The 13,772-nt window shown below is 69.9% G+C and carries 12 protein-coding genes; 4 read left to right on the top strand and 8 right to left on the bottom strand.

From position 1 onward, the window contains the following. Window positions 1–32: 32 nt before the first annotated feature. The 3 genes from IGS69_RS18515 to IGS69_RS18505 all read right to left on the bottom strand — a co-directional run bounded on the left by IGS69_RS18515 (window position 33) and on the right by IGS69_RS18505 (window position 3,742). Window positions 33–560, bottom strand: a complete 528-nt coding sequence (locus IGS69_RS18515) for a DUF2617 family protein (protein WP_190901210.1) — start codon at window positions 558–560, stop codon at window positions 33–35. Between the two features lie 605 nt (window positions 561–1,165). Continuing rightward, a complete protein-coding gene (locus IGS69_RS18510; protein ID WP_190901208.1) occupies window positions 1,166–1,438 on the bottom strand; it encodes a hypothetical protein in 273 nt (90 codons plus the stop codon). Window positions 1,439–1,666: 228 nt separating this feature from the next. Beyond that, entirely contained in the window at window positions 1,667–3,742 is a 2,076-nt protein-coding gene (locus tag IGS69_RS18505) for a fibronectin type III domain-containing protein (RefSeq protein ID WP_190901206.1), read from the bottom strand. A 201-nt stretch (window positions 3,743–3,943) separates the two neighbouring features. On the opposite strand from IGS69_RS18505, the gene IGS69_RS18500 reads away from it, so the two are divergent. Continuing rightward, window positions 3,944–5,143, top strand: coding sequence for a pyridoxal phosphate-dependent aminotransferase (locus IGS69_RS18500; RefSeq protein WP_190901203.1), 1,200 nt, complete (start codon window positions 3,944–3,946; stop codon window positions 5,141–5,143). Between the two features lie 91 nt (window positions 5,144–5,234). Here the strand turns inward: IGS69_RS18500 and IGS69_RS18495 are convergent, their stop codons facing one another. After that, window positions 5,235–5,765, bottom strand: coding sequence for a YbjN domain-containing protein (locus IGS69_RS18495; protein WP_190901202.1), 531 nt, complete (start codon window positions 5,763–5,765; stop codon window positions 5,235–5,237). Between the two features lie 164 nt (window positions 5,766–5,929). Here IGS69_RS18495 and IGS69_RS18490 point away from each other — a divergent pair, with 164 nt between their 5' ends. Then, window positions 5,930–6,418, top strand: a complete 489-nt coding sequence (locus tag IGS69_RS18490) for a hypothetical protein (protein WP_190901200.1) — start codon at window positions 5,930–5,932, stop codon at window positions 6,416–6,418. A gap of 4 nt (window positions 6,419–6,422) precedes the next feature. On the opposite strand, the gene clpB is transcribed toward IGS69_RS18490, so the two are convergent. Then, entirely contained in the window at window positions 6,423–9,020 is a 2,598-nt protein-coding gene (gene clpB, locus IGS69_RS18485; protein WP_190901198.1) for an ATP-dependent chaperone ClpB, read from the bottom strand. A 103-nt stretch (window positions 9,021–9,123) separates the two neighbouring features. Here clpB and IGS69_RS18480 point away from each other — a divergent pair, with 103 nt between their 5' ends. Continuing rightward, window positions 9,124–9,540 carry a TIGR03618 family F420-dependent PPOX class oxidoreductase gene (locus IGS69_RS18480; protein ID WP_190901196.1) on the top strand — a complete coding sequence of 139 codons (417 nt, stop codon included), beginning with the start codon at window positions 9,124–9,126 and terminating at the stop codon, window positions 9,538–9,540. Between the two features lie 167 nt (window positions 9,541–9,707). On the opposite strand, the gene IGS69_RS18475 is transcribed toward IGS69_RS18480, so the two are convergent. Continuing rightward, complete coding sequence (locus tag IGS69_RS18475) at window positions 9,708–10,043, bottom strand: Rieske (2Fe-2S) protein (protein ID WP_030846386.1); 336 nt, start codon at window positions 10,041–10,043, stop codon at window positions 9,708–9,710. A 316-nt stretch (window positions 10,044–10,359) separates the two neighbouring features. Between IGS69_RS18475 and IGS69_RS18470 the strand changes: the two genes are divergently transcribed. Beyond that, complete coding sequence (locus tag IGS69_RS18470) at window positions 10,360–11,370, top strand: helix-turn-helix domain-containing protein (protein WP_190901194.1); 1,011 nt, start codon at window positions 10,360–10,362, stop codon at window positions 11,368–11,370. Here the strand turns inward: IGS69_RS18470 and IGS69_RS18465 are convergent. Both IGS69_RS18465 and IGS69_RS18460 read right to left on the bottom strand, forming a co-directional pair. Then, window positions 11,333–12,376 (bottom strand): helix-turn-helix transcriptional regulator, encoded by a 1,044-nt coding sequence (locus tag IGS69_RS18465; RefSeq protein WP_190901192.1) that lies wholly within the window; start codon window positions 12,374–12,376, stop codon window positions 11,333–11,335. The genes IGS69_RS18470 and IGS69_RS18465 overlap by 38 nt on opposite strands. Before the next feature lie 187 nt (window positions 12,377–12,563). Continuing rightward, window positions 12,564–13,673: a sugar ABC transporter substrate-binding protein gene (locus IGS69_RS18460; RefSeq protein ID WP_385865001.1), complete on the bottom strand. Its 1,110-nt coding sequence runs from the start codon at window positions 13,671–13,673 to the stop codon at window positions 12,564–12,566. Between the last annotated feature and the right edge of the window lie 99 nt (window positions 13,674–13,772).

Here is a 13,772-nt window from a genome sequence, read left to right as displayed (position 1 = left end):
GGTTCGGCGGGGCGAACATCAGCCGGCGAGGGTCAGTTGACGTAGACCGCCGCCGGCAGGCGTACGCCCACCTTTGTGCGGGTCGCCACCAACTGCCCGTCCTGCGGGTAGGCGTGCCAGGTCCGCCAGTGCACCTGCCCCTCGTGGTGCTGGGCGAGCAGGGCCGTGAAGGCGTACGGGCTGCCGGGGAAGACGCCGGCGAGGCCGTGCGGATGGTCGGAGACGAGGGCCAGCAACTCCTGGGCGCGGCCCGCGAAGGAGCCGGGCGAGAGGACCTCGACCCGGGCCGCGAACTCGTACTCCCAGTCGTCCACCCGCTTGGCGACGCCGAGCGGAAGCGGAGTGCTGCTGCCCGCGATGCACGCCACCGTCTCCGAGCAGATGCCCCGCTCCTCCTCCAGCAGGACCTGGTGGGATGCGCCGAGGAGTCGCAACTGCAGTTTGACGTCCGCCAGTTCGAGGTCGAGTGCGGCCAGTGCGGGAAGCGGCTCGCGCCCCAGCGCCCATGCGAGATCGGCCGCGCGGGTGTCGGTGTAGGAGGTGTTCAGGGTCGTGAGCATGGATCGGCTCCGCAAGCACACAAAAAGGAGAGGGAGATGGGTCCGCTGCGCCCCGGTCGCACCGGGGGATGTCGGCCCGGGGCAGCCCGGTCGGCCGGTTTCAGGAAGGTGTCCGCAGGACGTCCGTGGGGCTGCGTCGGTGTCTTAGAGGGAATCATGAACGGTGGCGCCGCCACAGCGTTTTTACCCAAGTTCGTAGGGTTTCCATCCCTCAGAGGGCTCCACAGCTCAACTGTTCAACTACGGCGTGCGCCGGTGCCGTGGGGGCGTGCGCCGGTGCGCCGTGGTTCACGACCGGAGCCGGGACTGGCGGGAGCGCGCGATTCCGCCCGATCCCCGAAGGGGCGGTCGGCCGCCCGCAGTTGCCGAAGCCGTGCCAGGGCGGGCGGAGTTGTCCTACAGGCAGAGAGCGTCGCCGCAATCCCCCCGAGGTCGCCCGACAGGCGTTCGGCCGATACTCCGTCCGGGAAGCCCCGACCATGCCGACGCGGGACCCGGCCCAGGTGCGGACCCCGCGTTCGGTGGATACGGCTTCCCCGTCGCGGGGACGGCCGACGGCCCCGGTCGTGGACAACGGACGGTCGCCGTGCGGAGGCCGGCGTCAGTCAGCTGCCTCCGCCGCCGCAGCCACCGCCACCCCCGCAGGACGAGCCGCCGCCGCAGGACGATCCGCTGCTGCAGGACGAGCCGCTGCTGTGTCCGCCGCCGGAGTCGCCCCCGCCCGCCCACCAGCTGTTGTTGCTGCTGCTCGAACCGGAGGACGCCCACGCCCCGCGCCGCGCCGTCCGTCGGGAAGGGGACCCGCCCCTGCGGGCCTTGGAGACCAGCGCCCCGACCAGGACGACTCCGACCACCGCCAGGATGATGCCGACGATCATGGCGTCACCCTCCTTTCGTTTCCCCCGAAGCGGCCCCCCGTGGGCGCCTCGCTCTTGCGTGAGGCGGTGATGCCCTCCCCGCTCCCGGCCCAACACAGAGTTGAGGAACTTCAGAGGGTTCGGATGCGGGGACAGCCCCTGACCTGTGCATGAGCGCAGTGCACACAACAGGGAGGCGCCCGGCCGGGAACTCCGGCCGGGCGCCTCCACCGCTTCCCGTGGCGGGAGCTAATTCTCCGAGGCGAACGCCATCTCGCGGGCGGCCGTCTCCGTGCCGTCCGCGAGGGTGGCCGTCACCCGGTAGTACGTGGTCGTTCCCTTGGGCCGGGCGGTGTCCACGTACGACCAACTGGTGATGTCACCGCGCGTCTGGACGTCGACCTTGTCGAAGACGTGGGTCGACCGGTTCCAGCGGTAGACGGTGAAGCCGGTCACCTTGCTGCCGTTGGCGCCCGTGTCGCTGCCCAGCCACCAGCCGACCCGGCCGTTCACGCCGCCGTAGAGGTGGCCGATCGGGGTGTCGCCCACGGCGGGGCCCGCGCCGGCGTCGGGGCGCAGGTCGAGCTCGGTGACGTCCTTCACGGGGGCCCCGGTCTCGACGGTGAGCTGGTTGCCGTACTGGTCGACGGCGATGACGCTGTAGCGGAACTGCTCACCGTCGGCGGCCATACGGTCGAGGTGGCGGGTCTCCGTGAACTCCTTGGGCTTGAGGGTCCAGGCGTCGATGAGCGGCTTGTAGACCCACGCGCCGTCGACGAGGGTGCCCCGCAGGACGCGGTAGTGGTCGAGACCGGGATCGTCACTGGCGTCCCAGCTCAGCGAGACGCCGTTCTCCTGGGCGGTGGCGGTCGTGCCCGTCACCGGGGGCGGCGGCGTGTTGTTTCCGGCGACCGCGACCGGCATCTCGACGGAGGGGGTGCCCCCGTTCCCGGCGTCGTCCACGGCCACGACCGAGTAGTAGTGCGTGGCGCCCGGCGGCGGGGCCGCGTCCGTGAAGGACGTGCCCCGGATGCCCTTGGCGACCTGCACGGTCGTGCGCCCGGGCTCCGTGCGCGGCTTGTCATAGCGCAGGACCGTGTACCCGACGAAGTCCTCGCTGGTGGTCTCGGACTTGTCCCACGTCAGCGTGACCCCGCGCTCGTCCTCGACCGCCGTTGCGTTGCGCGCCGTGTCCACGGGACCCGTCTTGTCCCGCGTGTAGAACTCCGCCGTGCCGGAAGCCGCCGACTCGTTGCCGCGGATGTCGACCGCCGTGACGACGTAGTAGTACGTGTCCCCGGTCAGCGGCAGCGACTCCTCGTACCAGGAGTGGGTGTGCGGCTTGTCACCGTTCAGCCGGTTCGCCGCGGTGAGCGCGACCGGCCCGCCGGTGGTGGAGCGGTACACGTTGTACCCGGCGAGGTCCGCCTCGGTGTTTCCGTACCAGGAAAGGCTGACCTTCTCGGAGTAGTCGGGCTTCCAGGCATCCTCGACCCCCTTCGGCGCCGCGGGAGCGCTCTGGTCGACGGTGGTGACGGACTTGTCCGCCGTACCCGCGGACTCGTTGCCCGCCTTGTCGAAGGCGCGGACCTCGTAGTAGTGGACCGCGCCGTTCTTCGGCAGCGTGGTGTCCTTGTACGACGTGGAGGTCGTCGTGGCCAGGGGCTTGGTGCCGTACGAGGTGCCCTGGAGCCGGCGGTACACGCGGTAGCCCGCGAGGTCCATCTCCTTGTTGGCCGTCCAGCTGAAGTTGGCCTGGTACGAGGAGTCGTACGTGAGGGAGGTGCCGGTGGGCACGAGGGGCTTGACCGTGTCGACGGTGGCGGACGTGCGGGGCAGGTAGTCCGCCTTGACGTTCGCGGCGCCCGTCCAGTTGACGAAGTCGAAGCGGAGGGTGTGCGTCCCGGACGGGATGGTGATGTTGACGGTCTTCGTCTGGGTGGTCGAGACGTTCTTCCAGAGGTCGACCTTGCGGGTGCCGTCGAGATAGACGCGCAGGCCGTCGCGGGTCGAGACGGGGATCGAGAACGGTCCGCCGGAGCCGAAGTCCCGGGTGACGGTCCAGCGCACGCCGAAGTAGTTGCTGGGCAGCCCGGCGGCGGGGGCGCCGGTGCCCCAGTTCTGATCGATCTTCGAATCGCAGTCGGTCTTCTTCGGCGTACCGGAGAAGGTCGTGTTCGCGTAGAACTGCCGTTTGAAGACGGGCGACTTACAGGTCACGGACGCCGTGGCCGCACCGGCGGCGGACGTGCACGTGAGCAGGGCTCCGGTCGTCGCGAGGACGGTGGTCGCTGCGAGGGCGGACGCACGAGTGGCTCGGTTCATGCCTTCCTTCGGTCTGGGGCGGCGGTGGGAAGACGGCGTCTTCCCACCGCCGCCCCAGACCCTCGGGAAGGGCAGGGGGTTGTACGGGTTTCAAGTGTGGTGTCCCTCACATACTTCCTTGCTCAGCAAGGGTGCTTCGGGTACCGGCGCAGGTGGACATCAGCGAAGCAGTGTTGAGGAACTCCAGAGCTTCGGCGCAGGATGACCGGCATGACCTCCAGTGCACGCCCCCTCCTGAACCGCCGGCTCGCCGAGTTCGGGACGACGATCTTCGCCGAGATGTCCGCCCTGGCTCTGAGCACCGGCGCCATCAATCTCGGGCAGGGCTTCCCCGACACCGACGGCCCCGAGGAGATCAGGGAGGCCGCCGTACGGGCCCTGCGGGACGGCCGCGGCAATCAGTACCCGCCCGGCCCCGGCGTGCCCGAGCTGCGTACCGCGATCACCGCCCACCAGCAGCGCCGCTACGGACTGTCCTACGACCCCGACACGGAGGTCCTGGTCACCGCCGGCGCCACCGAGGCCATCGCGGCCGCCCTGCTGGCCCTGGTGGAGCCGGGCGACGAGGTGATCGCCTTCGAGCCGTACTACGACTCCTACGCGGCGTGCATCGCGATGGCGGGAGGGCGCCGGGTGCCGGTCACCCTGCGGGCGCACGAGGACGAGGGCCGGTTCCGTCTCGACCTCGACGAGCTGCGCGACGCCGTCACCGACCGCAGCCGGCTACTGTTGATCAACACCCCGCACAACCCGACCGGTACGGTCCTCACGCGCGAGGAGCTCGCCGCGATCGCCGAGCTGGCGGTGGAGCGCGACCTGCTGGTGGTGACGGACGAGGTGTACGAGCACCTGGTCTTCGACGACGCCGAGCACGTACCGCTGGCGTCGTTCCCGGGGATGCGCGAGCGCACCGTCACCATTTCGAGCAGCGGAAAAACATTTTCGTTCACCGGCTGGAAGGTCGGCTGGGTGACGGGTGCCCCCGAGCTGGTCACGGCGGTGCGCTCGGCGAAGCAGTACCTGACCTACGTCTCGGCGGGCCCGTTCCAGTACGCCGTCGCCGAGGCGCTCTCGCTGCCCGAGTCGTACTTCGCGGACTTCCGCGCCGACATGCTGGCCAAGCGGGACCTGCTGGCGGCGGGCCTGGCGGAGGCCGGGTTCCGGGTCTTCCGCCCCTCGGGCACCTACTTCATCACCACCGACATCCGCCCCCTCGGCGAAACCGACGGCTTCGCCTTCTGCCGCGGCCTGCCGGAACGCGCCGGCGTCGTCGCCATCCCCAACGCCGTCTTCTACGACCACCGCGAGGAGGGCGCCCCGTTCGTACGGTTCGCGTTCTGCAAGCGGACCGGGGTGCTGGAGGATGCGGCACGGCGGCTGAAGGGCGCCGCGGGGGCCTGACGAGCGCCCCAGGGACCGGAAACGGCAAACGGCGCGTACAGCGCGTACCCGTTCGTACGCGCCGACGCGCCGTGAGGACCCGGCCAGGGGCCTACTCGTCGTCCTCGGGCTTCTCCGCCTCGTCGATCTCCTGCTCCAGGCCGAGCTGCTCTACGAGCCACTTGTCGAACTCGATCGCCGCGCGCACCCAGCTGACCGTCGAGGAGACGAAGTGCTCCAGGCTGACGCCCATGCCGATGAGCATCTGGGCCTCGCCGATCAGGCGGACCGTGCCGTCGTCGTGAGTGTGGCTGTAGACCTTCGGCCACAGGGTCCGGCGGTTCCAGTCGTCGATCGACTCGAGGAGCTGCGGCTTGGCCTCGATCTCGTGGGGCCGGTCGTAGAACGTCCGCACGGAGAAGACCTGCTGGTCTCCCTCACCCCGGAACATGAAGTAGGTGCGGAACTGCTCCCACGGCGCCGCGAGGTCTCCCTCGTCGTCGACGACGTACTTGAGCTCCATCTGGTCGAGGAGCTGCTTCACGAGGTCCTGATCCGGGACGACGGGGCCGGCCGGGCCGCTGCCGGGCTGCGGCTCGGGCTGGCCCCCGAAGTTCGGAATCGAGGACGGGTCGATGGTCACCGTGAATTTCCCTTCGTACGGATTCCGCCATCCTCCCCCATGCGGGGAGGGGGGTGGCAAGCCCCGACAGACCCTGTCAGCCCTGGGCTGACACGATCCGGTCAACTGCAACCTCCGGGTACCCACAACCGTCCTTCTGAGCAGCCGACGGAGGGGCGGTCCACATGCAGGCAGCGGAGCGAGGGCATACCCGGTGGGGGATCGTCCTGCCGTTCCTGGCACTGCCGGTTGTGGTGCTCGGCGTCATGGTCATCGGCCTGTTCCTGTGGGCCTGGACGGACGACGACGACGCCCACGACGGCACCCGTGCGGGCGCGGCGGCCGCGGTCCCCTGCACCGAGGCCCTGGCCTTCGGCGCCGCCGCGCGCCCCGCGAACGCCCGGGTCGACGACTGCACCGTGCAGCGGGGCATCGACACCTCGTACGCGGCGGTGCTGCGGATGCCGCGCGAGGACGTCCGCGACTGGCTGCGCCAGACGTACCCGAACGGCCCCGAGGCCCGCGCGGGCGGTGGCGCCTGCGGGGTGCTCTGCCTCGATGTGACCCACGAGAACGGGCTGCCCGGCACGGCGGAGGCGCATGTGGTCCAGGTGAGGGTGGAGTACGAGAACGCCGAGACCGCGCTCGTGCGGTTCTCGGCGTTCACGATGTGACGGGCTAGAGCGTCTTGCCCGTCGCCGGGCCCACCAGCAGCCCGTCCTCGAAGCGGTCCACCCGGACCGTGTCGCCGTCCTTGATCTCCCCGGACAGGATCTCCTTGGCGAGGCGGTCGCCGATGGCGGACTGGACGAGCCGGCGCAGCGGCCGGGCGCCGTACGCCGGGTCCATGCCCTCCTCGGCGAGCCAGGCCAGGGCGTCGGGCGTGATGTCCAGGGTGAGGCGCCGCTCGGCGAGCCGCTTGGCCAGGCGGTCCAGCTGGAGCTTCGCGATGCGCTCCAGCTCGGGCTTGGTCAGCGCGGCGAAGACGACCAGGTCGTCCAGGCGGTTGAGGAACTCCGGCTTGAAGGAGGTCCGCACCACCTCCAGGACCTGCTCCTTCTTCTCCTCCGCACTGGTGATCGGGTCGACCAGGTACTGGCTGCCCAGGTTCGACGTCAGCACGAGGATCGTGTTGCGGAAGTCGACCGTGCGGCCCTGCCCGTCGGTGAGCCGCCCGTCGTCCAGCACCTGGAGCAGGATGTCGAAGACCTCGGGGTGGGCCTTCTCCACCTCGTCCAGCAGGACGACGGAGTACGGGCGGCGGCGCACGGCCTCGGTGAGCTGGCCGCCCTCCTCGTAGCCGACGTATCCGGGCGGGGCGCCGACCAGCCGGGCCACGCTGTGCTTCTCGCTGTACTCCGACATGTCGATGCGGACCATCGCCCGCTCGTCGTCGAAGAGGAAGTCGGCGAGGGCCTTGGCCAGCTCGGTCTTGCCGACACCGGTCGGGCCGAGGAAGAGGAAGGAGCCGGTCGGGCGGTCGGGGTCGGCGATCCCTGCGCGGGACCGTCGTACGGCATCGCTCACCGCGCGCACCGCCTCGGTCTGGCCGATGAGCCGCTTGCCCAGCTCGTCCTCCATGCGCAGCAGCTTCTGCGTCTCGCCCTCCAGCAGGCGCCCGGCCGGGATGCCGGTCCAGGAGGCGACGACGTCGGCGATGTCGTCGGAGCCGACCTCCTCCTTGACCATGGTGTCCTTGGCAACCTCCTCCTCGGCCTCGGAGGCGGCCTCCAGCTCCTTCTCCAGGGCGGGGATCTCGCCGTAGAGGAGCTTGGAGGCGGTGTCGAAGTCGCCGTCGCGCTGGGCGCGTTCGGCCTGGCCGCGGATCTCGTCGAGGCGTTCCTTCAGTTCACCGACGCGGTTGAGGGACTGCTTCTCCTTCTCCCAGCGGGCGGTGAGGCCGCGCAGCTCCTCCTCCTTGTCGGCGAGGTCGCGGCGCAGCTTCTCCAGGCGCTCGCGGGAGGCGGCGTCGGTCTCCTTGCCGATCGCCAGCTCCTCCATCTTCAACCGGTCGACGGCGCGCTGGAGTTCGTCGATCTCGACGGGGGACGAGTCGATCTCCATGCGCAGCCGCGAGGCCGCCTCGTCGACGAGGTCGATGGCCTTGTCGGGCAGGAAGCGGGAGGTGATGTACCGGTCGGAGAGCGAGGCGGCGGCGACCAGCGCGCTGTCCGCGATCTGCACCTTGTGGTGGGCCTCGTAGCGCCCCTTGAGCCCGCGCAGGATCGCGATGGAGTCCTCGACGGTCGGCTCGGCGACCAGCACCTGCTGGAAGCGCCGCTCCAGGGCGGGGTCCTTCTCGATGCGCTCGCGGTACTCGTCGAGGGTCGTGGCGCCGACCATGCGCAGCTCGCCGCGGGCCAGCATGGGCTTCAGCATGTTCCCGGCGTCCATGGCGGAGTCGCCGCCCGCGCCGGCCCCGACGACGGTGTGCAGCTCGTCGATGAAGGTGATGATCTGCCCGTCGGAGTCCTTGATCTCGGCGAGGACGGTCTTCAGCCGCTCCTCGAACTCACCCCGGTACTTCGCGCCCGCGACCATGGCTCCCAGGTCGAGCGCGACGAGCCTCTTGTCCTTCAGCGACTCGGGCACGTCGCCCTTCACGATCCGCTGGGCGAGTCCCTCGACGACGGCGGTCTTGCCGACGCCGGGTTCGCCGATGAGCACGGGGTTGTTCTTGGTCCGCCGGGACAGCACCTGCACGACGCGCCGGATCTCCTGGTCCCGCCCGATGACGGGGTCGAGCCTGCCCTCCCGCGCGGCGGCGGTGAAGTCGGTCCCGAACTTCTCCAGGGCCTTGTACTGGCCCTCGGGGTCGGCCGTGGTCACGCGTCGCTGCCCTCGTGTCTTCTGGAATGCGGCCTGGAGCTTCCTGGCGTCGGCGCCCTGCCGGGCCAGCACCTCGCCGGCCGCGCCGCCCTTCGCGGCGAGGGCGATGAGGAGGTGCTCGGTGGAGAGGTACTCGTCGCCCAGGTCCTTGGCGCGGGCCTGCGCGTCGGCGACGACCGCCAGCATCTCGCGGTTGGGCTGGGGCGGCGCGACGGTCGACCCGGTCACGCTCGGCAGCCCGGCGAGCACGCGCTCGGCTCCGGAGCGCACGGCGGCCTGGTCGGCGTCGACCGCTGCGAGCAGGTCGGTGATGTTCTCGTTGTCCTGGCCCTGAAGCAGCGCGAGCAGCAGATGGGCGGGGGTGAGGTCGGCGTGTCCCTCGGTCACGGCCCGGTTGCTGGCAGCGTTGATCGCGTCCCGGCTCCGGTTGGTCAGCTCGGCGTCCACGTTCGCGTTCTCCTCCTTGCACTGACCCGAACGGCTTGCACAAAGTTGAGTCTAGTGCACTCAAGGGCGGTTCCGGGAGCTCCGGGGGTCTAGGTTCCGGGGCATGGCGACCAAGTACTCCGTGGATCCCGGGGCTCCGGACCCGTCGTATCTCGGCTTCTGGCAGGAGCGGCACCTGTGCACCCTGACGACTCCCCGCCCGGACGGCACTCCGCATCTGGTACCCGTCGGAGTCACATACGATCCCGAGGCCCGTCTGGCTCGGGTGATCACGAACCGGGCGAGCGCGAAGGTCCGGTATGTGCGCGCCGCCGGCGAGGAGGGGGCGGCCGTCGCCGTCTGCCAGCTTCAGGGGCGCCGCTGGGCGACGCTGGAGGGCCGGGCCTTCGTCCGTGAGGAGCCGGACCGGGTGGCCGAGGCGGAGCGGCGCTACGCGGAGCGCTACGGCAGGACGCCGTCACCGAATCCGGCACGCGTGGTGATCGAGATCCACCTGACGCGGGCGATGGGCCGAGGTTGAGCGAAGTGAACATCCACAGCGGTGATCGACCGGATCCGGCCACCCTCGGACCGGGCCGATACCCGGAAATGTCCCCGAAAACTGCAGCGGCGTCACCGTGTTCAGGTCACGGTGACGCCGCTGCGGGGGGAAGCACCTGAGCGATCTGTTACGACGGGGGAATCGCGTCAGGCACTGCGGGGGGTGGCAGAGATGGTCCTCGGGGCAGGAGAGTCGGCCTCCACCTGCTGGTGGTCCCTTTGGTCCAGGTTCACAAAGATCATTCCGTACCGTACGGCACATCGCACCGGCTGCGGCGCCCCCCGAGGCCGCCGCAGACACCGGTACGCCCGTACGTCCTCGTCGTCGTCCCGGGTGACGACCACCGGCTCGCCGAAAACGGTCACCATCAACGAGTCACCGCTGTGGGGGATGGCGGTGACCAGGTCGATGAAGTGCCAGCCGGAGCGGTAGGCGGTGGCCATTTCACGACGGAAGGAGCGGTCGTCGGGTGGAGTGGTCACGGTCAGCTCCCGGCTCCGTCTGCTGCGGTCTCCGCGGATCGAGCCGCCACCGGCCACACACTGTCGGCCAGAACATGACTCTTGGCAGCCGCCGGCCAGACACTGTCCGCCCGGTCGTCGCCGTTCGCGTCCGAAAGGCCACTCACGGTTCCGAAGGCCACGACGGCAGAGAAGGCGGCGACAAGCCCCAAGCGAAGCATTCTGTTACGCATAGTCGGCTTCGTCCTCACTTGAAGGTCCCCTCTTCCCCCGTCGAATACGACGATGGCTCATTCGGGCACGTCATGGCCACAGAATCGATGCATCATGTTCCTGCATGTTCAGGACCCTGGGGGGTGGAGATTTGACAACGAATCGGACCAAGGTGACACATCCCCATGTGGTGACCGAGATGTGCGAGGAAGGTGGCCGACTTTACGCGAACGCCCTGCGTGCGGGACGCGTTCTGCGAGCGGACGTGGAAGCGGCTCCCTGCCTGATCGATTTCGCCCTGCTCCACCCGGACCCCGACGACCCGGACTGGCTGCGCCCCATCCCCCCGGCCGTGGCACTCGCGCAGCGGCTCAATCCCATCGAGAACGAGATCACCGAGCGCCGCCGCGTGTCGATCGAGCTGTCCGACACCTTCGCCCCGTTCATGGCGCTCAGCGCACAGGCCACGACGACCAGCGACTCCATCACGGTGCTGGAGGGCAGCGAGCGCATCAACGCGGCGCTCAACCTGGCCACGGCCCAGTGCCAGTCCGAGATGCTCACCATCCAGCCGAGCGGGCACCGGCCCGAACGCAGCCTGATCCAGGGCCTGGAGCGCGACCGGCCGCTCATCGAACGTGGTGTGCGCATACGCACGCTGTATCCGCACACCGCGCGGCACAACCCCGAGCGGCTGGCCTACGCAGGTCAGTTCTCCGACGGCAAGGTGGAACACCGGACCATCGACGGACTGGTCGAGCGGCTCATCATCTGCGACGAGACGGTCGCCTTCATCCCCACGCGCGACGACCAGAAGGTCGCTCTCGAGCTCCGCCACCCCGGTCTCGTGTCCTACCTGATCAAGGTCTTCGAGTTCATGTGGGACCGGGCCGTCCCGCTGAGCGCCGGCGCCCCCTACGAAACCGCCCCCGACGGCATCACGGAGATCCAGCACTCCATCGCCAAACTCCTGGTCGAGGGCCACGTCGACGAGGCCATCGCCCGCCGTCTCGGCATGAACGTGCGCACCTGCCGGGCCCATATCGCCAAGCTGGCATCGGCCCTGGGCAGCGGGAGCCGCGCCCAACTGGGCTATCTCATCGCGCAGTCCGGGATCCTCGGTCAGGGAGACTGAGGGACGGGGACGCGGCCGAGGGGGGCGGGCCGTCCAGGCCCGCCTGGGCGATCCGTACGCCCAGCTGTGTGCGGCTGGCCGCGCCCAGCGTCTCCGAGAGGCGCGCGATGTGCGCCCGGCACGTCCGGACGCTTATGCCCAGCCGCTCCGCGATCACCGCGTCCTGGTGCCCCTCCGCCAGCAGCGCGGCGATGGACTGCTCCCGGTGGGAGATGCCCTCGATGCCCGTGTCGGGGAGCGGGGCCGTGAGGGGGATGGCGAGGCGCCACAGGCGTTCGAAGACCGTGACCAGATACTCGATCAGCGCCGGGTGCCGTAGCTCCAGGGCCATCGTGCGGTCGGAGTTGGCGGGGATGAAGGCGACCCTGCGGTCGAAGAGGATCAGCCGGTCGATCACCTCGTCCAGCGTGCGCGCCTCCACCGCGTCGCCCATCAGCTCCAGATAGTTCAGCAACCCCTGCCCGTGCCGGGCGACATGGGTGTACAGGTCCCGCATCCGCACCCCGCGCCCCCGCAGGGCCAGCGCCCGGTGCAGGCCCTCGGAGAGCTCCGCCTCACGGCGGATGCCGCCGGGCTGGACCGTGAGCACCTCGGTGGTGCACGCCTGGGTCGCCTCGTCCATCGCGGCCTGGATCCGGGCGAGTCCGTCCAGGACCCGGATCGCCGGGCCCTCCGCCCCCGACGCCGCCGGGCGCACCTGGCGGCCCAGACCGGCGTACCACTCGACGGCCGCGACGGCCGAGCCCACCCGCCGCTGGCTCGCGCTGACCTCGTCGTGCATCCCGCGCAGCAGCCGGGTCATGACCTCCTGCGGGGAGGTCGGCACCAGCCAGTCCATGTCGTCGGGGTCCGGGTGCAGCAGGGCGAGCTCCAGCAGGCAGGGCACCGGTTCCGCGTCCCGGCGCGGCACCCGGCCGCGCCGTACGGCCCGGGAATACACGCGATCCCCGGCCTCGCACAGTCGGTCGGCACCGTGGGGATGCTCATCCGCCCCGTGCCCGGCCATCGCCCATCCCACCCCCGGTTCCGCCGTCCTGTCGCAGCGCAACTATGCGCGGACGGAACGTGCTCCGCAACACGGCTCCCCGCGCGACGAGCACGGGAAACCACCGGTACGCACCGGTATCCGACGAGCCTCGGCCCGTCATGTCGCGGCAGCCGGCCGGGGTGGGTGAACCCGCCCTGGGGTGCGGCTACTTCAGACCGGCGGCCTGGCACGCCGCCTTGTACGCGGCCGTGCAGATGTCCGACACCTTGTAGATGTCGTCCGCGACCACCGTGTCCTCGATGTTCTCCTTGGTGAGCGCGACCACGGGCACGAGCTGCGCCGGGATGCCCTTGTCCGTGGGGCTGTCGACCTTGTCGCGGGTGAGGGCGGCGAACTGGATGTCGCGGCCCTGGACCTTGGCGACGGCCATCTCCGCGGCGTTCTCCGCCTCCTGCGGGTAGGACTTGTACACGCTCATGTACTGCTCGCCGCTGAGGATCCGCTGCACGGCGGAGAGTTCCGCGTCCTGCCCGGTGATCGGGGGCAGGTCGGACACGCCCGCGGCCTCCAGCGCCTTGACGATGCCGCCGGCCATGCCGTCGTTGGCGGAGTACACCGCCGCGATGTTGTCCTTGCCGATCTTCTGGATGGCGAGGGCCATGTTGGCCTGGGCGTTCTCCGGCTTCCAGTCCTTGGTGTCGAAGGAGTCGGCGATCGTCACCTTGCCGTTCAGCTCGGACATCGCGCCCGCCTTGAACTGCTTGGCGTTCGGGTCCGTCGGCGAGCCGTTCATCATGACGATCTTGTCGGAGAGGCTCGCCTTCTCGCCGATGGCCTCCAGCAGGGTGCGGCCCTGGACCTCGCCGACCAGCTCGTTGTCGAAGGAGATGTACGCGTCGATCGGGCCCTCGGCCAGCCGGTCGTAGGCGATGACCGGGATGCCCGCCTCCTTGGCCTTCTTCACGCCGCCGGCGATGGCCTGCGCGTCGACGGCGTCCAGCAGGATCACGTCGACCCGGTCGTCGATCATCTGCTGGAGCTGGCCCGCCTGCTTGTCGGCGCTCGCCTCGGCGTTGGCGTACTCGACGCGGCCCCTGTCGTTGGTGAGCGACTCGACCTTCTGCTTGATGATCGGGTAGTCGAAGTTCTCGTACCGCGTGTTCGCCTTCTCCGGCAGCAGGAGGCCCACGGTGATGTCGTTGCCCTTCGCCGGGCTCGCTTCGTCACTGCTTTCCGTCGCGTTGAGCATGCCGCAGCCGGCGAGCGTGACGGACATCGCGGCGACTGCCACGGATATGGAGATGCGACGACGCATGCGGGAGCTCACTTCGCGTGTGATTCGGACGTGGGCACCTCTTTTGGGACCCATGTGACTGAAAAGCCAACGCGGATGCGCTCCCAGCGTCAAGCGGAA

It is taken from the genome of Streptomyces tuirus (genome assembly GCF_014701095.1).
Lineage (GTDB): Bacteria > Actinomycetota > Actinomycetes > Streptomycetales > Streptomycetaceae > Streptomyces > Streptomyces tuirus.
This window is presented reverse-complemented; position numbering and strand designations above follow the sequence as displayed.

Bases quoted from the DNA above. Each gene is read 5' to 3' on its own strand.
- IGS69_RS18515 (WP_190901210.1), bottom strand. From the start codon at position 560: ATGCTCACGACCCTGAACACCTCCTACACCGACACCCGCGCGGCCGAT.
- IGS69_RS18510 (WP_190901208.1), bottom strand. From the start codon at position 1,438: ATGATCGTCGGCATCATCCTGGCGGTGGTCGGAGTCGTCCTGGTCGGG.
- IGS69_RS18505 (WP_190901206.1), bottom strand. From the start codon at position 3,742: ATGAACCGAGCCACTCGTGCGTCCGCCCTCGCAGCGACCACCGTCCTC.
- IGS69_RS18500 (WP_190901203.1), top strand. From the start codon at position 3,944: ATGACCGGCATGACCTCCAGTGCACGCCCCCTCCTGAACCGCCGGCTC.
- IGS69_RS18490 (WP_190901200.1), top strand. From the start codon at position 5,930: ATGCAGGCAGCGGAGCGAGGGCATACCCGGTGGGGGATCGTCCTGCCG.
- IGS69_RS18480 (WP_190901196.1), top strand. From the start codon at position 9,124: ATGGCGACCAAGTACTCCGTGGATCCCGGGGCTCCGGACCCGTCGTAT.
- IGS69_RS18470 (WP_190901194.1), top strand. From the start codon at position 10,360: ATGTTCAGGACCCTGGGGGGTGGAGATTTGACAACGAATCGGACCAAG.
- IGS69_RS18465 (WP_190901192.1), bottom strand. From the start codon at position 12,376: ATGGCCGGGCACGGGGCGGATGAGCATCCCCACGGTGCCGACCGACTG.
- IGS69_RS18460 (WP_385865001.1), bottom strand. From the start codon at position 13,673: ATGCGTCGTCGCATCTCCATATCCGTGGCAGTCGCCGCGATGTCCGTC.